General features: G+C 62.7%; 24 protein-coding genes and 1 pseudogene. 10 read left to right on the top strand and 15 right to left on the bottom strand.

Annotated elements, in window-relative coordinates; translation table 11 throughout:
- Window positions 1-6: 6 nt before the first annotated feature.
- Complete coding sequence (locus ACPDZI_RS21665; RefSeq protein WP_438833777.1) at window positions 7-321, top strand: hypothetical protein; 315 nt, start codon at window positions 7-9, stop codon at window positions 319-321.
- A 47-nt stretch (window positions 322-368) separates the two neighbouring features.
- Here ACPDZI_RS21665 and ACPDZI_RS21660 read toward each other — a convergent pair whose 3' ends face one another.
- The 7 genes from ACPDZI_RS21660 to ACPDZI_RS21630 form a co-directional block, all read right to left on the bottom strand.
- Window positions 369-1181 (bottom strand): Cof-type HAD-IIB family hydrolase, encoded by an 813-nt coding sequence (locus ACPDZI_RS21660; RefSeq protein ID WP_016348894.1) that lies wholly within the window; start codon window positions 1179-1181, stop codon window positions 369-371.
- 93 nt (window positions 1182-1274) lie between these two features.
- Window positions 1275-2315, bottom strand: a complete 1041-nt coding sequence (locus ACPDZI_RS21655; RefSeq protein ID WP_438833776.1) for an alpha/beta fold hydrolase — start codon at window positions 2313-2315, stop codon at window positions 1275-1277.
- A complete protein-coding gene (gene trmH / locus ACPDZI_RS21650; RefSeq protein WP_024945900.1) occupies window positions 2305-3048 on the bottom strand; it encodes a tRNA (guanosine(18)-2'-O)-methyltransferase TrmH in 744 nt (247 codons plus the stop codon). Before trmH ends, ACPDZI_RS21655 begins: the two co-directional genes overlap by 11 nt.
- Before the next feature lie 222 nt (window positions 3049-3270).
- Window positions 3271-5388, bottom strand: coding sequence for a bifunctional GTP diphosphokinase/guanosine-3',5'-bis pyrophosphate 3'-pyrophosphohydrolase (spoT, locus tag ACPDZI_RS21645; RefSeq protein ID WP_011704079.1), 2118 nt, complete (start codon window positions 5386-5388; stop codon window positions 3271-3273).
- A gap of 136 nt (window positions 5389-5524) precedes the next feature.
- Complete coding sequence (rpoZ, locus tag ACPDZI_RS21640) at window positions 5525-5800, bottom strand: DNA-directed RNA polymerase subunit omega (RefSeq protein WP_005307060.1); 276 nt, start codon at window positions 5798-5800, stop codon at window positions 5525-5527.
- Between the two features lie 79 nt (window positions 5801-5879).
- Window positions 5880-6506, bottom strand: coding sequence for a guanylate kinase (gene gmk / locus ACPDZI_RS21635; protein WP_045788738.1), 627 nt, complete (start codon window positions 6504-6506; stop codon window positions 5880-5882).
- 271 nt (window positions 6507-6777) lie between these two features.
- Window positions 6778-7872, bottom strand: a complete 1095-nt coding sequence (locus ACPDZI_RS21630; RefSeq protein WP_438834608.1) for a glycosyltransferase family 9 protein — start codon at window positions 7870-7872, stop codon at window positions 6778-6780.
- 152 nt (window positions 7873-8024) lie between these two features.
- On the opposite strand from ACPDZI_RS21630, the gene ACPDZI_RS21625 reads away from it, so the two are divergent.
- Both ACPDZI_RS21625 and ACPDZI_RS21620 read left to right on the top strand, forming a co-directional pair.
- The gene (locus ACPDZI_RS21625; RefSeq protein WP_011704082.1) at window positions 8025-8738 is read left to right on the top strand and encodes a 3-deoxy-D-manno-octulosonic acid kinase; all 714 of its coding nucleotides are present in this window, start codon (window positions 8025-8027) and stop codon (window positions 8736-8738) included.
- A 70-nt stretch (window positions 8739-8808) separates the two neighbouring features.
- The gene (locus tag ACPDZI_RS21620) at window positions 8809-9672 is read left to right on the top strand and encodes a GGDEF domain-containing protein (RefSeq protein WP_175610366.1); all 864 of its coding nucleotides are present in this window, start codon (window positions 8809-8811) and stop codon (window positions 9670-9672) included.
- Window positions 9673-9679: 7 nt separating this feature from the next.
- Here the strand turns inward: ACPDZI_RS21620 and ACPDZI_RS21615 are convergent, their stop codons facing one another.
- Window positions 9680-10534 carry a carboxylate/amino acid/amine transporter gene (locus tag ACPDZI_RS21615; RefSeq protein ID WP_039214096.1) on the bottom strand — a complete coding sequence of 285 codons (855 nt, stop codon included), beginning with the start codon at window positions 10532-10534 and terminating at the stop codon, window positions 9680-9682.
- A 43-nt stretch (window positions 10535-10577) separates the two neighbouring features.
- Here ACPDZI_RS21615 and ACPDZI_RS21610 point away from each other — a divergent pair, with 43 nt between their 5' ends.
- Window positions 10578-11036 carry a DUF6314 family protein gene (locus ACPDZI_RS21610; protein WP_429045292.1) on the top strand — a complete coding sequence of 153 codons (459 nt, stop codon included), beginning with the start codon at window positions 10578-10580 and terminating at the stop codon, window positions 11034-11036.
- Between the two features lie 138 nt (window positions 11037-11174).
- On the opposite strand, the gene ACPDZI_RS21605 is transcribed toward ACPDZI_RS21610, so the two are convergent.
- Together ACPDZI_RS21605 and ACPDZI_RS21600 are read right to left on the bottom strand one after the other, a co-directional pair.
- Complete coding sequence (locus ACPDZI_RS21605) at window positions 11175-11336, bottom strand: hypothetical protein (RefSeq protein ID WP_016348904.1); 162 nt, start codon at window positions 11334-11336, stop codon at window positions 11175-11177.
- A complete protein-coding gene (locus tag ACPDZI_RS21600; RefSeq protein ID WP_185423346.1) occupies window positions 11321-12220 on the bottom strand; it encodes a DMT family transporter in 900 nt (299 codons plus the stop codon). The genes ACPDZI_RS21605 and ACPDZI_RS21600 overlap by 16 nt, the downstream gene beginning before the upstream one ends.
- A 91-nt stretch (window positions 12221-12311) precedes the next feature.
- On the opposite strand from ACPDZI_RS21600, the gene ACPDZI_RS21595 reads away from it, so the two are divergent.
- Window positions 12312-13286, top strand: coding sequence for a LysR family transcriptional regulator (locus tag ACPDZI_RS21595; RefSeq protein WP_011704088.1), 975 nt, complete (start codon window positions 12312-12314; stop codon window positions 13284-13286).
- Here ACPDZI_RS21595 and trpS read toward each other — a convergent pair.
- Together trpS and ACPDZI_RS21585 are read right to left on the bottom strand one after the other, a co-directional pair.
- Window positions 13265-14278, bottom strand: coding sequence for a tryptophan--tRNA ligase (gene trpS, locus ACPDZI_RS21590; RefSeq protein ID WP_202012354.1), 1014 nt, complete (start codon window positions 14276-14278; stop codon window positions 13265-13267). The two genes, ACPDZI_RS21595 and trpS, sit on opposite strands and share 22 nt — an antisense overlap.
- Window positions 14279-14469: 191 nt before the next feature.
- Complete coding sequence (locus ACPDZI_RS21585) at window positions 14470-14904, bottom strand: universal stress protein (protein ID WP_010635648.1); 435 nt, start codon at window positions 14902-14904, stop codon at window positions 14470-14472.
- Window positions 14905-15369: 465 nt separating this feature from the next.
- On the opposite strand from ACPDZI_RS21585, the gene fabV reads away from it, so the two are divergent.
- Entirely contained in the window at window positions 15370-16557 is a 1188-nt protein-coding gene (fabV, locus tag ACPDZI_RS21580) for an enoyl-ACP reductase FabV (RefSeq protein WP_438833775.1), read from the top strand.
- Window positions 16558-16573: 16 nt separating this feature from the next.
- Here fabV and ACPDZI_RS21575 read toward each other — a convergent pair whose 3' ends face one another.
- On the bottom strand, window positions 16574-18364 hold the full coding sequence (locus ACPDZI_RS21575) for a diguanylate cyclase domain-containing protein (RefSeq protein WP_438834607.1): 1791 nt from the start codon (window positions 18362-18364) through the stop codon (window positions 16574-16576).
- Window positions 18365-18573: 209 nt separating this feature from the next.
- Here ACPDZI_RS21575 and ftnA point away from each other — a divergent pair, with 209 nt between their 5' ends.
- The 3 genes and pseudogenes from ftnA (at window position 18574) to ACPDZI_RS21560 (ending at window position 20442) form a co-directional block, all read left to right on the top strand.
- Window positions 18574-19098, top strand: a complete 525-nt coding sequence (ftnA, locus tag ACPDZI_RS21570; protein ID WP_016348910.1) for a non-heme ferritin — start codon at window positions 18574-18576, stop codon at window positions 19096-19098.
- Between the two features lie 157 nt (window positions 19099-19255).
- Window positions 19256-20227: pseudogene (locus ACPDZI_RS21565) on the top strand (aminoacetone oxidase family FAD-binding enzyme); the annotation flags it as partial.
- Window positions 20227-20442, top strand: coding sequence for an NAD(P)/FAD-dependent oxidoreductase (locus ACPDZI_RS21560; protein ID WP_438833774.1), 216 nt, complete (start codon window positions 20227-20229; stop codon window positions 20440-20442). The pseudogene ACPDZI_RS21565 and the gene ACPDZI_RS21560, both read left to right, overlap by 1 nt.
- Window positions 20443-20629: 187 nt before the next feature.
- Here the strand turns inward: ACPDZI_RS21560 and ACPDZI_RS21555 are convergent, their stop codons facing one another.
- On the bottom strand, window positions 20630-21850 hold the full coding sequence (locus tag ACPDZI_RS21555) for an MFS transporter (RefSeq protein ID WP_411637850.1): 1221 nt from the start codon (window positions 21848-21850) through the stop codon (window positions 20630-20632).
- 199 nt (window positions 21851-22049) lie between these two features.
- Here ACPDZI_RS21555 and leuE point away from each other — a divergent pair, with 199 nt between their 5' ends.
- Complete coding sequence (gene leuE, locus ACPDZI_RS21550) at window positions 22050-22688, top strand: leucine efflux protein LeuE (RefSeq protein WP_323945845.1); 639 nt, start codon at window positions 22050-22052, stop codon at window positions 22686-22688.
- Window positions 22689-22731: 43 nt separating this feature from the next.
- Here the strand turns inward: leuE and ACPDZI_RS21545 are convergent, their stop codons facing one another.
- Entirely contained in the window at window positions 22732-23418 is a 687-nt protein-coding gene (locus ACPDZI_RS21545; protein WP_438833773.1) for a fimbrial biogenesis chaperone, read from the bottom strand.
- Window positions 23419-23420 lie beyond the last annotated feature (2 nt).

Genomic DNA, 23420 nt, shown 5'->3' with positions numbered 1-23420 from the left:
CACACCATGAGATGTCCGCATTGCATGAGTGAAGGGGTAGCACGGATCGAGGATGAACGGGTGAAGCGAGCCTGCGCGTTGGGCCTGGGGGCTGCGGGCGGCTATGCCTGCGCTGCCACGCTCGCCAGGATGGGGGCCGCAACGAGCTCGGCGCTGGGCGGTGTCGGCACTGTTGTCGGTGCCCTGGCGGGAGCGTTGGGTGGTGCCGTGCTGGGTGGATTGATAGGGGGAGGGTTGGGCTGGTGGCTGGGGCGCACCCTGGATCGAAGCCTGTCCCGCCAGTATTGCTGCGGGGTCTGCGGCCATCGCTTCAGCCGCTGAAGGGGGTAGTGCGCCATGAGCAGCAGAGCTGCTCATGGCGCCTTGTCTCAGGCGACGTTGACGCCCTGCAGGGCGAACAACTGCTCCAGATAGACGGCAACGCCATCCTCGTCGGAGCTCAGGGTCTGCTCGTGGTCGGCCAGCGCCAGCTTGAGCCGGTCGTGGGCATTGCCCATCACCACGCCGCGGCCGACCATGCTCAGCATCTCGAAGTCGTTCATGCCGTCGCCAAAGGCCACCGCCTGGGACATCTCCAGCCCGTGCTGCTCCAGCACGGCGCGCACGGCATTGCCCTTGTGCACCCCGGCGTGCATCACCTCGAGGCAGTCCGGCAGGGAGAAGGTGACGTTGAGCCGATCACCATAACGCTGGTTCAGCTCTGCCTCGATCTGCAGCAGCTTCTCGTGCTCGCCGATGTAAAACACCTTGTTGACCTTGTCCAGCGGATGGCTGGCGAGATCGGTCAGGCGATAGCTGAAGCCGGATTCATGATGGAACTGCAGCAGCCAGGGCATCTCTTCTTCAACCAGCCACTCGTCGCCATAGTAGAGGTTGATGTGGATGGAAGGGTCGCGCTCCAGCGCGATCAGCTCAGCCGCCACGCTGTCCGGCAGGGCCTGGTTGAAGATCAGCTGATCCTGCTTGTCGTGCACCACGGCGCCATTGGAGGTGATGAGATAGATGTCGAGCCCGAGCGTGTCGCGGATGCTGCGCACATCCACATGGTGACGGCCGGTGGCCACCACGAACTTGATCCCCTGATCCACCAGACGGTGCAGGGTATCGCGGGTGCGGGGGGAGATCTGGTGCTGCCCGTTGAGCAGGGTGCCATCGAGATCGGATACAACGACCTTATACATCATCACCTCGGGGTTACGAATGAAAGCGGGAGCAGTGTACAGCAACCGCTCCCGCTACCCCATTTATTTAGGGATACAAAAAATAACCAGCCGCTAGTAGCGTGCGAAGAAGGCCAGAGTCGCGTTGAGCGCGGCCTGGCGCTGGGGATCGGCCTCCATGAACAGCTCGTGCCAGGCCCCTTCTATGCGCAGCGGCTTGCCTCCCTCGCAGCGAGCGAGCGCACAGAAGGCATCCTGCGCGGCGTTGTCCACCACGCCGTCGTCACCGGCCTGCAGCACCAGCAGCGGCGTCTTGATGGCGCCAGCCTCGGCCACGGCGGCGTCCGCCCCTGTCAGTCCCTGATAGATCCAGTGGGCGGTAGCGCCTCCCAGCTTGATCTGCGGGCGCTGCTCATAGAGTTCGCGGAAGGCCTGATAGCGGGCTTCGCTATGGCTCAGACCGTTGTCGGCAAAGTCGTGGCTCTCGTACGGGCCCTGACCCGGGCCGTAGGGAGGCTCGCCCAGCCAGCCGCCGACCGTGCCGATGGTAGCCGCCAGCCCTTTGGCCAGCCACTTGGGCAGGCCGCCGAGGTTGATGCCCATCATGGGGGAGGAGAGCACGGCAGCCTCGATATCATCGGGCCAGCGCTCGAGATAGCGGGCCGAGATGGCGCCGCCCATGGAGTGGGCGAGCAGGAACAGCTTGGCGGGCTGGTCCTGGGCGATCACCTCATCATGAAACTGCTTGAGATCGAGCACATAATCGTCGAAATGGTCGACATATCCCTTCTCCTGGTCGGCCAGCAGCCGATCGGACAAGCCTTGGCCGCGGTGGTCGATGAGGTAGAGGCTGTAGCCCTGACGCCACAGATCCCAGGCCAGCTCCTGATACTTGAGGTAGCTTTCGACCCGGCCGTTGACGATGAGGATGGCGCGATCGACCTTGGCCTGGCGCAGGGCGGCATAGCGGATGGTGACCCCGTCCTTGCCCTTGAAGGCGCTCTCGACGGCGTGCTGGCGCCAGAAGTCGGGCAGGGTCTGCTGATGGAGGGTGGCAACGTCGGCTTCCGGCGTCAGCTGATAGGGATTGTTCACGGCGAGGGCTCCGGCAGAAAACAGGGTCAGGGCCAGCAGGGGCAGGTGGTTAAGCTTCATCAGCGTACTCTTCCGAGGGGTCATCCGATTGCTGGGCGGCCCAGCCCTTGCGGGTCAGCTGCATCTGCTGCCACCACTGCTCGTCCGCCAGGATTTCGCCGGCCGGGCCGAGCTGGGGATAGGGCATCTCTTTCTCTTTGCAGAGCTGGGCATAGATGGGGTAGCCCCCCTCGAACAGTATGCTGTTCTGCTCCTCCAGGTCGAGCGGGCAGCCGCGCTGGTAGCAGCCGGCCAGTTCGCGCTGGCGCTGGGCCTCATAGAGGATGGCGGCGGCGGCCACCGAGACGTTGAGGGACTGCACCATGCCCACCATGGGGATGACGATATGATGATCGGCCAGGGCCAGCGCCTCTTCGCCGATGCCGTGCTTCTCCTGGCCCACCAGGATGGCGGTGGGCTTGGTGTAGTCGATGGCGCGAAAATCTACCGAGCTGTCGGAGAGGTGGGTCGCCAGGATCTGCATGCCGGAGGCTTTCAGCTCGGCCACCGCGCTACCGATGTCCGGGTGCAGCTTCACGTCCACCCAGTTCTGGCTGCCGCGGGCGGTACCCTTGCGCTTGTGGATCCAGGTTTTGGGCCAGACCGCGTGCACCCGATGGATGCCGATGGCATCGGCGGTGCGCACGATGGCGGCCAGGTTGTGCGGTTTGTGGACCTCTTCCATGCAGACGGTCAGATCGAGCTGGCGCTGGGCCAGCATGTCGGTGATGCGCTTGAAGCGTTCAGGAGTCATATCGGTTTCTATGTCGTGAGGTGTGTACACGCATCGCTTGCATGCACAGGATCAAATCGGGCTGGCGGGGCCAGCCTGTCGTAAATTCGTTCGACGCGTTTCGCGGTCATGTCGGCTCTGCCGAAGCCGGGTTTGTCCACTCGCCAGGTTGAACGAGCGTGCCTGCGGCGGTGGGACAAGCTTGTCTCTTGAAAAGCAGCAGGCGGCTTGCGCCGCCTGTGGTCAGTTTTTCTGTCGGCTCACCTTGAGCACGTTCGGCATCACCCGGATCTTGCGCATGATGTTGGCAAGGTGGATCCGGCTCTTGGTGGTGATGAGCAGGGTGACCAGATAGACCCGGCCATCCTTCTCCTCGGTGCTGATGGCGTGAATGTTGGCGCCGGTGGCGGCAATCACGTTGGCCAGCTCCGCCAGGGCACCCTGGTGGTTGACGATCTCGATGCTGATGCCGGTGCGGAACTCCTGTTCCTGCTCCTTGTCCACTTCCCACTGTACCGGCAGGTACTTGTCCGGCTCCTTGCTGTAGCCCTTGATGTTGCGGCAGGCTTCCTGGTGGATCACCAGGCCCTTGCCCGGGCTGATGTGGGCGATGATGGCGTCCCCCGGGATTGGGCGACAGCAGTTGGCGAAGGTGACCAGCATGCCGTCGGCACCCTTGATCGGCATCTTCTTGCTGCTGGACTTGGGCTGTTCTTCCGGCGGCAGTTCATCCCCCAGCATGCGGCGCGCCACCATGACGCTCATGGCGTTGCCAAGACCCACGTCGGCCAGCAGGCCCTGCAGGTTCTCATGCTTGGTGTCGGCCAGCACCTGCTTGATGCGCGGCTCCGGGATGTCTTCGATGTTCTTGGCGCCGAGCGCATGGTTGAGCAGGCGGCGACCCAGCACCACCGACTCTTCGGTACGCAGGTTCTTGAGGAACTGGCGGATCTTGGAGCGGGCCTTGGTGGTCACCACAAAGTTGAGCCAGGCCGCGTTGGGGCGAGCCCCCGGCGCCGTGATGATCTCCACCGTCTGGCCGGAATGCAGCGGGCTGCTCAGCGGATAGGGGTGGCGGTCGACCCGCGAACCGACGCAGGCGTGGCCGATGTCGGTGTGCACCGTGTAGGCGAAGTCCACCGGGGTAGCGCCGGCGGGCAGCTCCATGATGCGCCCTTCCGGCGTGAACACGTAGATCTCGTCGGGGAAGAGGTCGGTCTTGACCCCCTCGATAAATTCAAAGGAGCTGCCGGCGCTCTGCTGCAGCTCGAGCAGGCTCTGCATCCAGCGTTGGGCGCGGATCTGGGCGGTGGTACCCGAACTGTCGCCATCCTGCTTGTAGGCCCAGTGGGCGGCGACGCCCTTGTCGGCCATCTGATCCATGAATTCGGTGCGGATCTGCACCTCCACCGGCACTCCGTGCGGCCCCACCAGGGAGGTGTGCAGCGACTGGTAGCCGTTGGTCTTGGGGATGGCGATGTAATCCTTGAAGCGGCCGGGGCGGGGCTTGTAGAGACTGTGCATCTGGCCCAGCACCCGGTAACAGGTATCTATGTCCTTCACCCTCACACGAAAGGCGTAGATATCCATTACCTCATGAAATTGCAGCTCTTTTTTCTCCATCTTGTTGTAGATGGAGAACAGGTTCTTCTCGCGGCCGCTGACCTGGGATTCGATGCCTGCCTCGCGCAGCCGGCCTTCAATCTCGCTCTGGATGGAGTCGATGATTTCGCGGCGATTGCCGCGGGCGCGGCGCACCGATTCGCGCAACACGCGCGAGCGCATGGGGTAGAGCGCCTCGAAGCCCAGCTCTTCCAGCTCGTTCTTCATGGTGTGAATACCGAGGCGGTTGGCGATGGGGGCGAAGATCTCGAGAGTTTCCCGGGCGATGCGGCGGCGCTTGTCCGGTCGCAGGGAGCCCAGGGTGCGCATGTTGTGGGTGCGGTCGGCCAGCTTGATCAGGATGACCCGGATATCCTGGGTCATGGCCATCACCATCTTGCGGAAGTTCTCGGCCTGGGCCTCCTTGCGATCGCGAAACTTCAGCTTGTCGAGCTTGGAGACGCCCGCTACCAGCTCGGCGACGGCATCGCCAAACAGTTCGGCCAGGTCGGCCTTGGTGACAGGGGTATCTTCGATGACGTCGTGCAGCACGGCGGCCATCAGGGTTTCATGATCGAGGCGCATGTCGCCAAGAATGCGGGCAACGGCAACCGGGTGGGTGATATAGGGCTCGCCGCTGGAACGCATCTGTCCCTGGTGAGCATCACGGGCCACCACATAGGCTTGCCTGAGCTTCTCCACCTGCTCGGGTGGCAGGTAGGAACTGGCTATTTCTTTAAGATTTTCAAATAAATACAAGACAGTCCCCGCAGCGGTGAAACGGCAATCCGTGGATATAGAGGGTATAGTCCTGAGTTTGCGAGGTTTTCGAGCGGTTGTAAATGGGGAGAGCAGTCGGCACCCGGGCGGGCGCCGACTATAGGAAATAACTGACTTAACCGCGGCCTTCGGCGATGGCAGCAACGGCAGCCAGCTCGGCGGCTTCCTGCTCTTGCTGCTCGTAACGGTCCTGGGTGTCCATCACCTGGTTGTTCACCAGACCCAGTTCGATCTCGCGCAGGGCGATCACGGTCGGCTTGTCGTTCTCTTCGTCAACCAGGGGATCTTTGCCTTGAACCGCGATTTGGCGGGCGCGGCGGGCGGCGACCAGCACCAGGTCAAAACGGTTACCTACCTGTTTTACAGCATCTTCTACAGTAACGCGTGCCATGCAGGACTCCAGTGTTTGGGCTTTCTCGGTTTAAAAAAGCGGTGTTTAAAAATGACGCAAAAGTTTACTTGTTTTTGGCCTATTCTGCTAGTAGCTGTTGCAGCAAGTTTTGTTGGGCCTGCTGCTGCTGGCGCAATTCCAGCCGTTGGCACTCGATGACGGCCCTCAGCTGGAACAGTGCCTGCTCAAAGTCTTCGTTGATGATGACATAGTCATACTCGTCATAGTGCACCATTTCGGCAATGGCTTTCTCCATCCGGCCCTTGATCACCTCGGCACTGTCCTGGCCGCGACCGATCAGGCGGCGCTCCAGCTCTTCGCGGCTGGGCGGCAGGATGAAGATGGACTTGGTCGGCATCTGGTCGCGGATCTGGCGGGCACCCTGCCAGTCGATGTCGAGGAACACGTCGATCCCCTGTGCCAGGCAGGCTTCGATGGCCGCGCGGGAGGTGCCGTAGTAGTTGCCGAACACCTCGGCCCACTCCAGAAAGTCGCCACGCTCGATCAGCGCCTTGAACTCTTCCACCTTGACGAAGTGGTAGTGCACCCCGTGCTCTTCACCGGGACGGGTGGCTCGGGTGGTGTGGGAAACCGACAGCTGCATCTTGCCTGCGCTGTTGTGCTGGGTCAGCAAGGCGTTGAGCAGGCTGGATTTACCCGCTCCGCTCGGGGAGGAGATGATATAGAGAGTGCCTTGTTGCGCCATGTCTGTACCTTTAAGCGAGACCGTGTTTTGGTTGTAGCAGAGGCCGCCGTCTTGTGCCCGAAAGGGAGACAGCCAAATCCGAAACGCGGAAAATTCTTGAATTAAGAGGGATGTAAAGGCGGCGAATTTTAACAGAAGGTAGCGGATAAAAAAACGGCCGGAATCATATTCCAGCCGATCAAAGTATTCGTAGCTTGCTGCGGGAGCGTCACCCACATCAGCCGCCATTCTGCCTGCCGCCGTGCGGGTGGGCCAGCAGATTATCCCTGCTTCACTGCTCGGAAATTCCGAGTTGCTGTCCGGCGGGCAACTGGCGATCGGCGCAGAGCCGGTCGAAGGCGGCGATGACCCGCTCGCGGGTTATCTTGCTCATGGCGTCCGGATCCTTGAGGCGGGTGCGCCAGCCGAGCTCGGCCAGCGGCTTGCCGGTCTCCTGCTCGACCAGCTCCTGATAGACGCTGACCGCGTAGTCGCGGCACAGATAGGGGCCGGTCCGGTCCGGGTTGTGGTGGGCATAGAGACCGAGCACCGGCGTGCCCACCAGGGTCGCCATGTGGGTGGGGCCGGTATCGGGGGCCAGCACCAGGCTGGCTTCCTTGATCAGCGCCAGCAACTGCTTGAGGTTGGTCTGCCCCACCAGATCCACCGGCTTGCTGTGGCTCAGCCGTTGAATGTCGGCGGCCAGATCCCGCTCCAGTTTGGCCGGCCCGCCGCACAGATAGACCTGAAAACCCTTGTCTGCGGCGTGATCCGCCAGCGCGGCATAGCCGGCGGCAGTCCAGTTCTTGAACGCCTTGCTGGCGGCGGCGCAGATGAGCAGGGTCGGCTTGCCGTCAATCTTCTCTTTCGCCCAGGCCTGGTGCTCGGTGCTGATGGGCAGTTGCCAGTCCGGGGTCAGATCCTGGATGCCGAGCTCTTTGGCGAAGGCGAGAAAGCCGTCCAGCACGTGGGGCGAGGCGGGGGATGGCACCTTGTGGTTGGTGAACAGCCACTGGCCGTCGCTGGCCCGTTCCCGGTCGAAACCCAGTTTGACCTTGGCCCGGATGCCGAGGGTGGCGATGCTGGCCCGCATGGCCGCCTGCAGGTGCAGCAGGGCATCGAATTGGCGCCCCTTGAGGGTCTGCCAAAGCTCGCGGTAGCCGCGCCAGCCCTTGCTCTTGTCGAAGGCGATCACTTCGACCCCGGGCAAATCGGCAAAAAGCGTCGCTTCAATCTTGCCGGTGATCCAGGTGATGCGGGTCGTCGGCCAGGCCCGCTGGATGACGCGCACCAGCGCCAGCGCGTGGCAGCAGTCGCCGATGGCGGAGAGCCGCAGGATACAGATGGAGGAGGGCGGCGTTTGGAACAGCGGCATGATGTGGCGCAATGGTGGCAAAATGGATGGATGGCATTATGCAAACTCCCCCGTGGATTGTAAAATTGCGCACGACCGGCAGCCGGTGCTCCTGACAGGGCCCGTGTTGCCGTTGCCTGCCCTTGCCTTGTGTAGCCATGACTGACCGACCGGAATCGCCAAAAATGCAAATTCAGACCGAACACAACCAGATCTGCTGGTACGCCGAAGGGGCGTTTCGCGACCCTTCTCCCGAGCTGTTTGATCCGGCCTGGTGGCAGACACATCGCCAGGTGGTGGGGTCTTCCATCGGCCGCGGAGTGACCTGGTTCGTCAAGGATGAATCCCGCCACCTGGTGCTGCGTCACTACTATCGCGGTGGCATGGTGGGCAAGGTGGTGCGGGATCGCTTCTGGTTCGAAGGGGTCGAATCGAGCCGGGCCATGGCCGAATACACGCTGCTGGCCAAGTTGAGCGCCCAGGGGTTGCCGGTGCCGCGTCCGTTTGCCGCCCGGATGGCCAAGCAGGGCCCCTTCTATCGCGCCGACATCCTGATCGAGCGCATCCGCGGCGCCAAGGATCTGGTGGCCCTGCTCAAGCAGGGGCCGATTGCCGGCGAGGTGTGGCACAAGGTGGGCCAGACGGTGCGCCGGTTGCACGACGCCGGGGTCTATCACGCCGATCTCAACAGCCACAACCTGTTGCTCGACAAGGAGGGCAAGGTGTGGGTGATCGACTTCGACAAGGGGGCCATCCGCTCTCCCGGCAACTGGCAGCAGGCCAACCTGGAACGGTTGCTGCGCTCCTTCAACAAGGAGTCCCAGTTGCATACCAGTTTTCACTTCGTACCGGAGAACTGGCAGGCCCTGATGAACGGCTATCAAGGAAAAGCGAGCTGACCCTGTTGCTCGGCGCGAGAGCCAATGTTACTTATTGAGAAGGTCTTCAGATTCGGTGTCGAGGCGCTCGATGGACATGCTCAAGGCTCCCCTCAGGGAGGCAATTACCCGGTTTGATCTGGCGCTGATGGCGGATGCCATTTCCTTGCTGGAGGCAGGGCTCTGGAGCTGGAGCCCGCAGCAGGGCGTGCAGCGGGATCTCTCCTGTCTGCGGCTGCTGGGATTGAACGAAGCCGGTCTGGACGATCTCGGCTGGCTGGAGCGGGTGCACCCCGACGACGTGGGGAGCCTGCAGGAGGCGCTGACCGCCTGCCAGAGCGGGCGGGTGGCCCAGATCCGGCTCGAATACCGCATCCTGCATCACGACGGCCATTATGTCCGGCTGGAGGAGCGGGCCCGGCGCGATGTTCACGGCCAGGTGCTGGGGGTGGTACGTCTGCTCGACTCACAGACACTGCTGGTGGAAGAGCGGCATGGCACCGATCCCCTTACCGGGCTGGAGAGCCGCAGCCACTTCGAGCTGTTGCTCGATGAGCGGCTGGCCAGCGAGAGCGGCAGCTTCAGCCTGCTGCAATTCAGCGTCGACCACAGGGCCAAGATCCAGCAGCTGTTTGGCGAGGTGGCCTGCGATGCCATGCTGGCCAAGCTGGCCCGCATCGTGCGTCACGAGCTGCGGCGGGAAGACCCCTTCGCCCGCTGGGATGAAGATGGCTTCATCCTGATGCTCTCCCAGACCGATCGGCTGAGCGGCCTCGAGATTGCCGAGCGGTTGCGGCTGGAGATCGCCGATGCCAGCCTGCTGCCGCAGCGACCGGTGACCGTCAGCATCGGCCTGGTGCAGAGCCAGGCCGGCGAGCAGATCGATCACCTGCTGGCCCGGCTGGCCACTTGCCACGGCCAGGCCAGACGGGAGCACAACACCGTCGTTGGCTGATTTTTAGTCAGCGCTCACTTACCCCATGACGCTGGCATACCCAGAGGGAGGCCAGCATCAGCAGGCCGCCCAGGGTGAGCCTGAGCAGGTCGGTATCCTTGCCCCACAGCAGCAGATTGACCAGCAGACCCGCCGGGATCAGGGCGTTGTTCATGATGGCCAGCACACCGCTGCTGACCTGGGTCGCTCCCTTGTTCCACAGGAAGTAACCAAGCCCGGAAGCGCCAATCCCCAGCCACAGCAGAATGCCCCACTGCAGGGTACTGGTGGGGTATTGCGGCGTGCCCAGCAGCCACCAGGCGGGCAGGGCCACGGCCAGGGCGCCCAGATAGAAGCAACCGAACACGGCGAGCTGTGGGGGTTGTTCCTTCTCCCGCGCCAGCAATACCTTGTAGCCGACCTGACCGATGGCGAAGCAAATGTTGGCACCCTGCACCACCAGGAAGCCCAGCACGTAGCTTTCGGTCAGCCCATCGAAGCGGATGACGGCCGCCCCCAGCACCGCCAGCAGGGCTCCCCACAGATAGGTGGGCTTGAAGCGCCGCTCCAGCAGGTCATGGATCAGGGTGACGTAGATGGGGGTGAAGATGGTGAACACCAGCACTTCCGGCACCGTCAGCAGCAGGAAGGAGTGGTAATAGAACAGGTACATGATGCCGAGCTGGGTAGCGCCGAGGGCCATCAGCTTGGCCACCAGGTCGGGGCGCAACCAGCGCCGTCTGAGAAAGGGCAGAAACACCAGGCTGGCGAGCACGATGCGGGTCAGTACCGAGAAGTAGGCATCCACCTGACCGGCGAGGTAGACCCCGATCAGGCTGAAGGAGAATGACCAGAGCAGGGTAACCCCTATCAAGTAGTTCATGTGGTTGATTTGTCGTCAGTTGTCAATTTTGAAGGGGGCTATGATGGCCGAGATGGAAGCCTTGATCCAGCGTTTATGGCGCCAGTTGCCACAGATCGGAGCATTTGCCTTTACCGCGAGCAACGGGGAAGGCTCCGCCACTGACTGGTGCGGCAGCGGCGAGGGGGAAGTGACGGTGACCGATCATCAGGGGGGCTGGCTGTTTGCCGAGCAGGGCCGCTACACCACGCCCCATGGCCGGGTGCTGACCATGCACAACCGCTTCTGGTGGCAGCGCAGCGAGCGGGGGATCCGGCTCTCCCATCTGCGCTACGAGCAGCCGGTGGTACTGTTCGAGCTGCTGCCGCAGGGGGATGGTCGCTGGCTCACCGCCGAGCCCCACCTGTGCGGTCAGGATCACTACAGCGCCGAGCTGACGCCGACCGGGGACGACTTTCTGCTCGGCTGGCAGATCACCGGCCCGCGCAAGAACGAGCGACTCAGTTATCGCTATCGGGTGTGACGGGCGGCAGGACGGGGCAAGGCAGGCATAAAAAAACCGGCGCAGAGCGCCGGTAGAAGGGACAAATCGGAGGTTTTTTTGAAAAACGGTCCCAAAAACAGGAGAGATACACTCTCGTCACACATTCAGAGACGGATGTCAGGCACTCAGCGCATAGCTCAGCATGGCTTGCAGCTTGCTGTCGAAGAACCAGGGCAGCAGCACCATCAACAGTCCGAGCAGACCCATCAGCCGCTGGCGATACTGCCAGCCGGCGATCACCACCAGGCCGCCGCAGAGCGTGGTCAGGATGCCTGACATAGGGCAGCCTCCCGCTGGACGCGGCGCTGCTGAGCCCACTGGTTGAGGGCGACCGAGCCCAGGATCAGGGCCAGTGCCACGCCGGTGGTGGACTGGATCTGCTCGCCGAGGAACAGGGCACCCAGCATGACGCCGAACAGCGGCACCAGGTAGTTGCTGAAGGAGGCGAAGGTCGGGCCCGCCTTCTGGATCAGCGCCATGTAGAGGAAGTAGACCAGACCGGTACAGAACACCCCGAGCACCGCGACGGCGCCGATGGCATGCTGGCTCGGCATGGTGAGCGCACTCAGATCGGTGACGAACGGCGCGGCCAGCAGCAGCTGGATGGCCGAAGAGATCAGGATGTTGCGTGCCACGACCACCGGGTGGTCCTTGGCGAAGCGCTTGATCATCAGCAGGCCGATGGCGAAGCAGCTGGCCCCGAACAGGATGGCCATGGCGCCGAGCAGGCCGGCATTCATGCCGCTGGCCAGTTTCGGCCAGAACAGCACCAGCACGCCGACGAAGCCGATGATTACGGAGACGAGACCGCCCTTGGTGATTTTTTCACCGGAAACCAACAAGGGTGCCATCAGGATGGTGACAAACGGGATACAACCCATTACCACGGCGGCGATGGCGCTATCCACATACTGTTGGCCCCAGGCCACCATGATGAAGGGCAGGGTGGCATCGAGCAGGGCGATCAGCATATAGGTACGCCACGGGGTGTGCTCGCTCTTGAGACGCATGAACAGGCAGAGCAGACCCAGGGTCAGGCTGCCACACAAGGCGCGACCCGCTGCCACCATGATGGGGGGCAATTCGGTCACGGCCTGATGCATGAAAATGAACTGGGAGCCCCACAACAGGCCAATCGCCAGCAACAACAGATAGCTACGCATTTTAATCTCCGATGTAATTCGCCTGCGCATTCTATGCAATCTGCTACTATGCCAAAAATGAATTGTCGTCATTCAACCATGGCCAATATCGATGGAACTGCCCCTTTCCCGCCTCGACCTCAACTTGCTCACCGTGTTCGACATGCTGATGCAGGAGCGCAACGTCACTCGTGCCGCCGAGCGGCTGCACCTCTCCCAGTCCACCGTCAGCCATGCGCTGGGGCGGCTGCGAACGGCGCTGGATGACCCCCTGTTCGTGATGAGCCGGCGCGAGATGATGCCGACCGAGCGCGCCAAGGCGCTGGCCGGCCCGGTGCGCCAGGCGCTGGCCATGCTGGAGCAGGGGTTGCGGCAGGCGAAGGGGTTCGACCCCGCCAGTGCGCGGCGGATCTTTCGCATCGCCACTCCGGGCTCGGTGGAACACGGCCTGGTGCCGGCGCTGGTGGAGCGGCTGCACCGGCATGCCCCGCACTGCCGGTTGGAGGTGTGCGAACTGGCGGACAGCGATTACGAGCGGGAGCTGGAGAAGGGGGAGCTGGATCTGGTGATCGGCTTCGCTGATGCCAATCACCTCTCGCCCCGGCTGTGGCGCGAACCCTGGTTCAACAACCCGCTGGTCTGTCTGTCGCCCCTTGGCAGCGAGCTGCCGGACGTGCTGGGGCCGGACGATCTGGTCAGCCGGCCCCACATCCACACCTCCAGCTGGGGCCACAGTCAGGCCATGGTGGATCTCTGGCTGGCCCGCTTCGGGGTGGAGCGTGAACTGGGTGTCCGATTACCGAGCTTTATGGCGGTGCCGCCGCTGATGGCGACCGGCCGGTATCTGGTGGTGGTGCCCGAGATGATCGGGCGCCACTTCTGCCGCTACTACCCGTTGCGGCTGCACCAGCTGGACCCCGACATCCCCATCGTCTACCTGATGGCGGGCCACCCGCTCACCGCCCATGACGAGGCGATCGGCTGGTTCAAGGGGTTGTTGCACCGGCTGGCGTTCGAACGCTACGGCGCGGATGCGCTCGGCAGCCCGGCGCAGCGCGGGGCGGATCAGTTCAATCCGGCGAAGTAGTCGAGCCCCATCGCCCCCTTCACCTCGGCCAGCACCTCGTCGGTCAGGGCGCGCGCCTGCTCGGTGCCCTGCTGCAACAGGCGCAGCAGCTGGCGCTTGTCGGCGATGGCCGCCTCGCGCCGTTCCCGCATCGGGGCGAGCAGGGTCTGCAGGCAGTCGTTCAGCACCTGCTTGCAACGCATGTCCCCCAGTCCGCCGCGCTGGTAGTGGGCCTTCATCTCGGCCACCAGTGCCTTGTCGGGGTGGAAGGCATCCAGATAGGCGAACACAGTATTACCCTCCACCTGACCCGGATCGCTCACCTTGAGGTGGTTGGGGTCGGTATACATGGCGAACACCGCCTGCTTGATCTCGTCGCTCGACATGCCGAGCTCTATGGTGTTGCCGAGGGACTTGGACATCTTGGCCTTGCCGTCGATGCCGGGCAGACGACCGGTGTCGCTCAGAATGGGCTGGCACTCGGTCAGCACCTCTTTGCCCACCAGGGTGTTGAAGCGGCGTACTATCTCGTTGGTCTGCTCCAGCATCGGCAGCTGATCCTCGCCCACCGGCACATGGGTGGCGCGAAAGGCGGTGATGTCGGCGGCCTGGCTGACCGGGTAGATCAGGAAGCCGGCAGGCAGGCTGCGCTCGAACCCTTTCTGCTGGATCTCCGCCTTGACGGTTGGGTTGCGCTCCAGCCGGGCGACGCTGACTAGGTTGAGGTAATAGGTCGTCAGCTCGGCGAGGGCGGGCAGGGCGCTCTGCAGACAGAAGGTGGTCTTGGCCGGGTCGAGGCCGGCGGCCAGGTAGTCAGCCATCACCTCCAGCACGTGGTCGGTCACCTTGGCCGGGTTGTGACCGTTGTCGGTCAGCGCCTGCAGATCGGCGATCATCACGAATTGACGGTAGTGGTGCTGGGCTTCGACGCGTTGGCGCAGGGAGCCGACATAGTGGCCGATGTGCAGTTTGCCGGTGGGACGGTCGCCGGTCAGGATAACGGGGTTGTGCATGTCACTCTCTCCAGTTGGGTGAGCCGGGAGGCGACAAAGGGATGAAAACAATGACCGCCTCTCGGCGGTCACGGTGTTTTCTTTGGGAAATTTTACATAGAAAAGCAGTGCCGCCTGTTTAAGAGCAGCACCACCAGTAGTTGTGATTGAATGAGGTCATATTCATGGCAAATCAAACTACGCCTGTTTGATCACTTCTGCAAGGGGACGACCAGCAGATCGCAGGGCACGGTATTCATCAGCTGGCGTGCGCTCGAAGTGAGCAGACTCCAGAAGCTCTGGCGATGGCCGCACACCAGCAGATCGATCTGATAATCCCTGACCGCCTGGTTGACCCGCTCGCTCAAATCACCACAGATCACCAGCTTCTTCTCGATGGGGTAGTCCACCGAGGCCAGGAAGGCTTCCAGCTTCTCTTTCGCTTCGGCGATCACCTGATCCTGCACGTTGTCGATGTCGATGTCGATCATCTCGGTGTAGAGATCCTTGAGGTCCACATCGACATGGATCACCGACAGCTTGGCGCCGTTGGAGCGAGCCCGGTCGACCGCTTTCTCGATCACCTTGCGGTTGTCTTCCGACAGGTCGATCGCGGCCAGTATGTGTTTGTAATAGGTTCCATTCATGGGAGTTCTCCTCACTGATCCTGAGTCCACTATACCAATGTCTGCTGAAACTAAAATGGTGTCCCCGGCACAGTTTTGGGATTTAAACGAGTTTCTTATGGAGCTTGTCGCCGACGACAGCCAATAAACTGGCTATAAATCGAACAGGAGTTTGAGGCAGGTCACATCCGCCGGCTTGCCCGCGGCCGGTGACAGGCATAGGATGTGCCCGTGCTTCGCAATGAACACAAAACAACAAAAAGCATCTGAATACCGCTTTGGGGAGCCTCGCGCTCCCTTTTGTTTTTCTGCCGCCTTCTCGCCGATATTCCGCCCGACATCAAGGTAATCCCGCCTCGCTTGGTTATGCTGTAGCCAGTTCCTTTGGCAGACCGTCGCCGGCCAGTTAACACCGGATCCCGGTTGGATACGGGTCGGTCTGCACTGTCATTTTGCGTATCGTATTGATTCCTTGGAGACTCCTTGATGATCATTCACCCACAGATCCAGGGCTGCGTCGCCCGCAACTGTCATCCCATCGGCTGCCGTGCCGCCGTGCTGCAGCAGATCGAGCGGATCCGGGCGGCGGGCCCGTTCAACGGGCCGAAACGGGTGCTGGTGCTGGGCGCTTCGTCCGGCTTCGGGCTGGCGTCGCGCATTGCCCTGACCTTCGGAGCCGGGGCCGACACCGTCGGCGTGTCGTTCGAGCGGGGCCCCTCCGACAAGGGGCCGGGCAGCGCCGGCTGGTACAACAACATCTGGTTTCGCAAGGAGGCGGAGCAGGCCGGCCGCATCGCCATCAATCTGCTCGGGGATGCCTTCTCCACCGGGATGCGTCAGCAGGCCATCGACACCATCCGCCAGCAGCTGGGGCAGGTGGATCTGGTGATCTACTCGCTGGCGAGCGGCATCCGGGTGTTGCCTGACGGCACTCAGGTGCGCTCTGTGCTCAAGACCACCGGCCAGCCATTCAGCGGCTGGGGGCTGGATCTGGAACAGGACACCCTGGTGCAGCAGTCGCTGGATCCGGCCACCCCGGAGGAGATCCGCGGCACCGTCAGCGTGATGGGCGGCGAGGATTGGCAGCTCTGGTTGCAGGCGCTGCAGCAGGCGGATTGTCTCGCGCCCGGCGCCCAGACGGTGGCCTACTCCTATATCGGCCCCGAATCGACCTACCCCCTCTATCGGGACGGCACCATCGGTTATGCCAAGGAGCATCTGCACGCCACCGCCGAGACCATCAACCTGCAGCTGGCGCAGATTGGCGGCCACGCCTGGGTGTCGGTCTGCAAGGCGCTGGTGACCAAGGCGAGCGCCTATATTCCGGTGCTGCCGGTCTATCTGGGTCTGCTGATGGGGGTGATGAAGGAGCGCGGCGTGCACGAGGGCTGCATCGAGCAGATGCAGCGGCTGTTCGCCACCAAGATGTACGGCCCGCAAGGGGTGGTGGCCGACGGCAACCGGCTGATCCGGATGGATGACCACGAACTCGACCCGGCCATTCAGGCCGCCGTCTCGGCGCTCTGGTCCAAGGTGACGCCGGACAACTTCCACGCGCTGGGGGATTTTGCCGGGCTGCGCCAGGACTTCATGCAGCTCAACGGCTTCGAGCTGCCGGGCGTCGACTACGGCGCACCGGTGGATCTGGCCTCACTGACCGAGCTGCTGCCCTGAGCCAGGGGGCTGAGGGTCAGGCCACGCTGCTGGCCAGGGTCTCCGGCTGCTTCGGGTTGCTCGGCTCCGCGGCCAGGATGGTCTGGTTGCGGCCCTGGCGCTTGGCCTGATACATGGCCATGTCGGCTCGGTGGATGAGCTGACCCAGCTCGTCGTCGGCGGCCGAGCGACCGGCTACCCCTATACTGATGGTCATGCGGGGTGTGTCGATCTGGCCGATGCGCAGGCGCAGTTGCTCTGCCAGATACCAGCAATCCGCCGCCGGCAGCGGCACCGCTACCAGAAACTCCTCGCCGCCCCAGCGCCCGACCAGTTGCAGGTCGGGTGCCCAGGATCTCAGTTCCCGCGCCAGCCGCTGAATGGCCCTGTCTCCCGCCTGATGGCCGTGACGGTCGTTGATCTGCTTGAAGTGATCGATGTCGATGATCAGCAGGGTGAGCGGGCCCTCTTGTTGCCACTGGGTGGCCAGCCGTTCCAGCAGGGCGCGGCGATTGGGCAGTTCGGTCAGCTGATCGAAGGTGGCCAGTTTGTAGAGGTGGCGCGAGCTGCGGTGCAGCCGGTGGGTGGTGACGCCCAGCAGCAGCAGGGCACTGGCCAGCAGGCCGACCAGCGCCAGCTGGTAGTGGCGGGCACTCTGCTGATGCAGCAGTTGCTGGCGCTTGTTTTCGTTCTCCTGTTGCAGCACCCGGTTGCTGGCCTCGCTGCGGGCCAGATCCATCTCGGCCTGGAAGGCGGCGGCATGCTGGCTCAGGGTCTGGTTAAAGTGCTGCTTGTAGTCGTTCACATATTCATTGAGCGCCTGATAGGCCTCGGGGTAGCGCCCCTGATCCGCCAGCAGACTGGCCTGCAAGGCCTTGCTGCCGGCACCGGCAGGCCCCTGGCTGGTCAGCAGTTGCAGCGCCAGCTGCTTCTCGCCGCTGCCCTGCAGCGCCCTGGCTCGGGTCTCCAGCAGACGCACCCCGGCTTCCGGGTAGCCCAGTTGTTGATAAAGTGCCTGCGCCTCGTCCAGGGCGCGCAGGGAGCCGGCCCAGTCGCGCTCGGCATTGAGCGCCATGGCCTGATAGCCGAGGATGATGGCACGGTAGTCCGGCGCCAGCGCCGGGTTGGCCAGCAGATTGTCCAGCAGCCGTCTGGCCTGGGCGGGGCGCTCGGTATCGATATAGAGCCGCGCCATGTTGGCCCGGATGATGATCTGGCTGTTGGGCTCGTCCAGCTGCACCATGCGCTGTAGCGCCTCCAGATAATAACTTTCGGCCTCCCGCGCCAGATTGAGGTCGGCGTAGAGGTTGCCAAGGGTCATCAGCAGGCGGGCGCACTGCAGGCTGGCGATGGTGGAGTTTGGTATCGTCTGCTTGAGGCGAAAGGCGGTCTTGAGCTCGGCGATCGCCGCACTGAGCTGCTGGGTGCGATAGAGCGCGAGCCCGTTGAGGGCGTGCCACTCCGAGGTCTGCTGCGGATGGCCGGCGACGGCGGGTTTGAGCTGCTCCAGCAGGGTGAGCGCCTGATCCGGCGCTTCGGTATCCAGGGTGAGGGCGATCTGCTGCAAGCGGAAGTCGAGCAGGCGCTGGGTCTCCTGCTGGGCACTGGCCAGCCCGCGGGCACGGGCGTTGTCGAGCAGGGCTTGCGGATAGTGCCCCAGTGCGGCCTGGGCCAGGGCTCTGGCGTAAAACTGCTCCATGTCCTGCTGCGGGTTGGCGTCGAGGCGTTGCAGATAGCCGACCGGATCGCGCGCCGCCTGCAGTTCAGCCTCTTTCAGCAAGGAGGGAGTGGCCTGCAGCTGGGTCATCCAGAGCAGCGCCAGTGCCATTATGAATCTCATTGAATCCTTTCCCCGACCACTGGCGCCATCATAATGGCTGAATCCACCTACACCATGTTTCTTTGCTTCTCTATAACCGTATGGGGGATAGGATGAGGCGAAAAGCTGTCACAACTGAGAGCTTGGGCAGCGGTATCTGGTTGCTTCATAACGAAACTGTGGCGACAATCGTGACCAAATCACAGTGGAGAATCATCATGTTGGCCAAAGCCATGATCGAGAAGTTGAACGAGCAGATTAATCTTGAATTCTATTCCTCCAACCTCTACCTGCAGATGAGCGCCTGGTGCGAGGACAAGGGCTTCGAGGGGGCGGCCAACTTCCTGCGCCAGCACGCCGTCGAGGAGCGTCAGCACATGGAGCGCCTGTTCACCTACGTGAGCGAGACCGGTGCCATGCCGCTGTTGGGTGCCATCGATGCTCCTCCCCACGAGTTCAAGTCGCTGGGTGACATCTTCCGCACCACCCTCGAGCACGAGTACCACATCACCAAGTGCATCAACGGTCTGGCCCACGTGGCGTTCACCACTCAGGACTACTCCACCTTCAACTTCCTGCAGTGGTACGTGGCTGAGCAGCACGAAGAGGAGAAGTTGTTCAAGAGCATCGTCGACCGCCTGTCGCTGGTGGGTGAAGACGGCAAGGGCCTCTACTTCATCGACAAGGAGCTGGCCGAGCTGGCCAAGGGCGCCCCTGCCAGCATCATGGATGGCAACGCCTGATAGTCGTGGACACTTAGTGTTCAGCCAGTACAATGACGGCCCCTCTTAACAGGGGCCGTTTTCTATTGTTGCAGCCATGAAACCGCGTTGCTGGTTGCTGCCGGATACAATGACGGTCTTCGTATAAAGGGGTCGTTTTTCTTTGGATGAGTGAGTGATGATGAAGCAGTTTGATGTGGTGGTGATCGGTGCCGGGGCGGCCGGATTGATGTGTGCGGCCCAGGCCGGTTATCGGGGCCGCTCCGTGCTGGTGCTCGACAACGCCAAGAAGCCGGGCCGCAAGATCCTCATCAGTGGCGGCGGTCGCTGCAACTTCACCAATCATCAGGCTGGTCCTCATGCCTTCCTGTCGGCCAACCCCCACTTCTGCAAATCGGCGCTGGCGCGCTACACCCAGCAGGATTTCATCGATCTGGTGGACCGGCATGGACTGAGCTATCACGAGAAGACCCTGGGCCAGCTGTTCTGTGACGAGAGTGCCAAGGAGATCGTCGACATCCTGCTGACCGAGTGCGACTGGGCCGGCGTGGCCCTGCAGTTCCAGACCGAGATCCTCACCGTCAGCAAGAGTGACGAGGGTTTCGTGCTGACCACCAGTCAGGGGGAGATCAGCTGCCACTCGCTGGTGGTGGCCACCGGCGGCCTCTCCATGCCGAAACTCGGCGCCACCCCCTACGGCTTCAAGCTGGCGGAGCAGTTCGGCCTCAAGGTGTTGCCGACCCGCGCCGGGTTGGTGCCCTTTACCCTGCATCAGGCCGAGAAAGAGGCCTTCGCCGATCTGGCCGGGGTCAGCCTGCCGGTAGCGGTGACCGCCGAGGATGGTACCTGTTTCAAGGAGGCCATGCTGTTCACCCATCGCGGCCTCTCGGGCCCCGCCATCCTGCAGATCTCCTCCTTCTGGCTGGCGGGGGAGAAGATCCACATCAACCTGCTGCCGGAGCTCGACATCGCCGCCACCCTCAGGGCGTGGGCCCAGGCCCATCCGGCGCAGGAGCTGAAAACCGTGCTGGGGCGCGAGCTGCCCAAGCGCTTCGTCGACAAGCTGGTGGAGCTGGGCCAGCTGATCAGCAAGCCGATGCGCCAGTACAACGAGCGGGAGCTGGAGGCGGTAGCCACCCTGCTGGGGGATTGGCAGATCCTGCCCAACGGCACCGAGGGTTATCGCACCGCCGAAGTGACCCTGGGGGGGTGGATACCAACGAGCTCTCCTCCAAGACCATGGAGGCGCGCAAGGTGGCCGGTCTCTACTTCATCGGCGAGGTGGTGGACGTGACTGGCTGGCTCGGTGGCTACAACTTCCAGTGGGCCTGGTCTTCCGGTTGGGTAGCCGGCCAGTACTGCTGATGGAGGCTGCTTCTATATCGTCGATGAGCGCGATAGCGGCCTTTGGGGGGCAACTTCCAGTGGGGCTGTAGCCCTGGCGGCTGGGTGGCTGGCCAGTACTGCTGACCTACCCTTGCCCTCATCAATTTCAGACGCGGCCGCTTCGGCCGCGTTTTTTTATGGGTGGCATCCCTCGCGGGGTGGCCCGTTATCCCTTTCTAAGGGTTGGCAAGAACGCGGTCAGCAAGCCGATGAGCGGCAGGTAGGCGCAGACCCGGTACACGGTTTCGATGCTGGTGGCATCGGCGAGCTGGCCGAGCAGAGCAGCCCCTATGCCCCCCATGCCGAAAGCGAAGCCGAAGAACAGGCCTGAGATGGTGCCGACCTTGCCGGGAACCAGCTCCTGGGCGTAGACCAGGATGGCAGAGAAGGCCGAGGCCAGGATCAGGCCGATGATGACCGAGAGCACCGAGGTCCAGAACAGGTCGACATGGGGCAGCAGCAGGGTGAAGGGGGCGACGCCGAGGATGGAGATCCAGATCACCCGCTTGCGGCCGATGCGATCGCCAATTGGCCCGCCGAGCACGGTACCCGCCGCGACGGCAAACAGGAAGGCGAACAGATAGAGCTGGGCGCTGTCGAGCGACAGACTGAACTTGTCCATCAGATAGAAGGTGTAATAGCTGCTCAGGCTGGCCATGTAGAAGAATTTGGAGAACATCAGCAGGCCGAGGATGACCAGCGACCAGCCTATCTGGCGGCGGCTCAGACCGTGACCGAGGTGCGCCTTCATCCGTTTATGGAAGTTGGCGGCGTGGTGGCTGGACCAGCGCCCGACCAGGCTGAGCACGATGACGCCGACCAGGGCGAACAGCGAGAACCAGGCCGCGCTGCCCTGGCCCTGCGGCACTATGATCAGTGCGGCAAGCAGCGGGCCTATGGCCGACCCCAGGTTGCCGCCGATCTGGAACAGGGACTGTGCTAGGCCAGGCTGGCTACCGGCCGCCATGCGGGCGACCCGGGAAGATTCCGGATGGAACACCGACGAGCCGATGCCGATCAGCATGGCAGACAGCAGCACGGCGCCAAAGCTGGCCGCCTGCGACAACGACAGCAAGCCGATCATCGTAAAGCCCATGCCGAACGGCAATGAATAGGGCATGGGCCGGCGGTCGGTGTAGAGGCCGATCAGCGGCTGCAACAGCGAGCCGGTAAACTGGTAGGTGAGGGTGATGAGGCCGATCTGGGCGAACGACAGGTTGAGGCCGAGCTTGAGCAGCGGATAGATGGCCAGCAACACCGACTGCATCATGTCGTTCAACAGGTGCGAGAAGCTGATGGCGGCGATCACCGGATAGCTGGTGCGATTCAAGGTGTCGTGCGCGGCAGCGGCGGCGAGTGGCTGATCGGTACTGAGGCTCTTTTCCATGAGGGCGGGTTCTGTGAGTCTGGGTATGGCTTAACATGCCTGATCCCGACGCGTCTGGACACCACAAAGTGGTGAGTGCGGGGATGGGTTGCCCAGAGACGAGCGGATCATTGCTCGGTGCTTGTGCTCGGCGGGCGGAGGATTAGTATAGAAACCTCGTCGTCGCATTATGTGGGTCGCTACCCGCCATGGAGGGATCATGTTTGAGAGCCTGGGAGTCATCAATGTCTGGACCTATCTGGTGGGGCTCTTCTTCATCATCATAGCGCCGGGGCCCAACTCGATTTATGTGCTGCGTACCGGGGCGAGCCGCGGCATCGGCCCGGGCTACCAGGCGGCCCTCGGGGTCTTCGTCGGCGATGCCATCCTGATCTTTTGCGCCTATCTGGGCATCGCCTCCCTCATTCGCACCACCCCCTTGCTGTTCACCCTGGTGCGCTATCTCGGCGCCCTCTATCTGCTCTACTTGGGGGTGAAGATCTTGCACGCCAACTTTATCGCCAGGCGGGAAGGGCAGGCGCCCTTGGTCGAGCACGGCGAGCGCTACTTCTCCAAGGCGCTCACCTTAAGCCTCACCAACCCCAAGGCGATCCTGTTCTATGTCTCCTTCTTCGTGCAGTTTGTCGACTTCAACTACGCCCATACCTGGGTCTCCTACCTGGTGCTGGCGAGCATGCTGGAGGCCATGAGCTTCGTCTATCTGACCCTGCTGATCTTCGGCGGCACCCTGATGGCGCGCTTCTTTGCGCGCAAGGTACGCCTCGCCAGACTTGGCAACGGTCTCATCGGCCTGTTCTTCATGGGTTTTGCCGCCCGGCTGGCCACGTTGTCATCCTGATGGTCGGGTCATTGCCCAATCCCGGTCGCCCGCTCGCGAGCGGCTAGTCAGGCCAGCAATCCTTGCCAACCCGGATGAACCGTGATCGGTAGACGATGAGCTTCTGGTTGCCTACTTGGCCGATCCCGGGGTTCTGGTAGGTTTCACCGGGCAGCAGGTATTTGCTGTCGGCCTCGCTGTCCGCCTGCTGACACCCTCGTTTCACCATGAATTCGAAGTAGGTGTTGCCGGTATTGGTAATGCTGCTCCTTGCCGGGTCCAGCTGGTATTGAAAATGCACCTGGCGCGGGCGCACCACCAGAGTCGATTGCAGCGCCAGTTTCATCTCCAACGCGCCACGGCGCCTGGCCTGGCCACTTTCATCAAACTGGGCCGCCGGTGACTCGGTGAAGGTGATGCGATAGTAACGTTCCTGCCCATCCGCTGGTCCCTTGTAGTAGAACTTGACGTTCTGCATGCGCTTGGCGTGCAGGGTGAAGCGCTTGGGGGCGAACAGCAGCTCGCCGGGCACTGTCGGAACGCTTGTCCCCGTGGCCGTGGGATTGCTGATTTTTTCCATCTGCACTTCGTACACCTTGGGCGAGTCGCTGGTGTTGGTGACGGTCCGGGCGATGAACTCCTCGTTCGGTGCCATGGCAAGCGTCATGGCGCCTATGTCGATGGCCATGGTCTGTGGGGTCAGCGTGCTGGCCAGCAAGAGCCAGAGAATGCGATACATGTCATTTTTCATGG

The sequence above is a fragment of the Aeromonas oralensis genome (assembly GCF_049665575.1).
Classification (GTDB): Bacteria; Pseudomonadota; Gammaproteobacteria; order Enterobacterales; family Aeromonadaceae; genus Aeromonas; species Aeromonas hydrophila.
This window is presented reverse-complemented; position numbering and strand designations above follow the sequence as displayed.

Coding starts and splice junctions, on each gene's coding strand:
- ACPDZI_RS21585 (WP_010635648.1), bottom strand. CDS start 14,904: ATGAATGGAACCTATTACAAACACATACTGGCCGCGATCGACCTGTCG.
- ACPDZI_RS21595 (WP_011704088.1), top strand. CDS start 12,312: ATGGAACTGCCCCTTTCCCGCCTCGACCTCAACTTGCTCACCGTGTTC.
- ACPDZI_RS21545 (WP_438833773.1), bottom strand. CDS start 23,418: ATGAAAAATGACATGTATCGCATTCTCTGGCTCTTGCTGGCCAGCACG.
- ACPDZI_RS21555 (WP_411637850.1), bottom strand. CDS start 21,850: ATGGAAAAGAGCCTCAGTACCGATCAGCCACTCGCCGCCGCTGCCGCG.
- trpS (WP_202012354.1), bottom strand. CDS start 14,278: ATGCACAACCCCGTTATCCTGACCGGCGACCGTCCCACCGGCAAACTG.
- ACPDZI_RS21665 (WP_438833777.1), top strand. CDS start 7: ATGAGATGTCCGCATTGCATGAGTGAAGGGGTAGCACGGATCGAGGAT.
- ACPDZI_RS21620 (WP_175610366.1), top strand. CDS start 8,809: ATGGACATGCTCAAGGCTCCCCTCAGGGAGGCAATTACCCGGTTTGAT.
- trmH (WP_024945900.1), bottom strand. CDS start 3,048: ATGACTCCTGAACGCTTCAAGCGCATCACCGACATGCTGGCCCAGCGC.
- ACPDZI_RS21605 (WP_016348904.1), bottom strand. CDS start 11,336: ATGTCAGGCATCCTGACCACGCTCTGCGGCGGCCTGGTGGTGATCGCC.
- ACPDZI_RS21575 (WP_438834607.1), bottom strand. CDS start 18,364: ATGGCACTGGCGCTGCTCTGGATGACCCAGCTGCAGGCCACTCCCTCC.
- gmk (WP_045788738.1), bottom strand. CDS start 6,506: ATGGCGCAACAAGGCACTCTCTATATCATCTCCTCCCCGAGCGGAGCG.
- ACPDZI_RS21600 (WP_185423346.1), bottom strand. CDS start 12,220: ATGCGTAGCTATCTGTTGTTGCTGGCGATTGGCCTGTTGTGGGGCTCC.
- ACPDZI_RS21655 (WP_438833776.1), bottom strand. CDS start 2,315: ATGAAGCTTAACCACCTGCCCCTGCTGGCCCTGACCCTGTTTTCTGCC.
- ACPDZI_RS21660 (WP_016348894.1), bottom strand. CDS start 1,181: ATGTATAAGGTCGTTGTATCCGATCTCGATGGCACCCTGCTCAACGGG.
- rpoZ (WP_005307060.1), bottom strand. CDS start 5,800: ATGGCACGCGTTACTGTAGAAGATGCTGTAAAACAGGTAGGTAACCGT.
- ACPDZI_RS21615 (WP_039214096.1), bottom strand. CDS start 10,534: ATGAACTACTTGATAGGGGTTACCCTGCTCTGGTCATTCTCCTTCAGC.
- fabV (WP_438833775.1), top strand. CDS start 15,370: ATGATCATTCACCCACAGATCCAGGGCTGCGTCGCCCGCAACTGTCAT.
- ACPDZI_RS21610 (WP_429045292.1), top strand. CDS start 10,578: ATGGCCGAGATGGAAGCCTTGATCCAGCGTTTATGGCGCCAGTTGCCA.
- ftnA (WP_016348910.1), top strand. CDS start 18,574: ATGTTGGCCAAAGCCATGATCGAGAAGTTGAACGAGCAGATTAATCTT.
- ACPDZI_RS21625 (WP_011704082.1), top strand. CDS start 8,025: ATGCAAATTCAGACCGAACACAACCAGATCTGCTGGTACGCCGAAGGG.
- leuE (WP_323945845.1), top strand. CDS start 22,050: ATGTTTGAGAGCCTGGGAGTCATCAATGTCTGGACCTATCTGGTGGGG.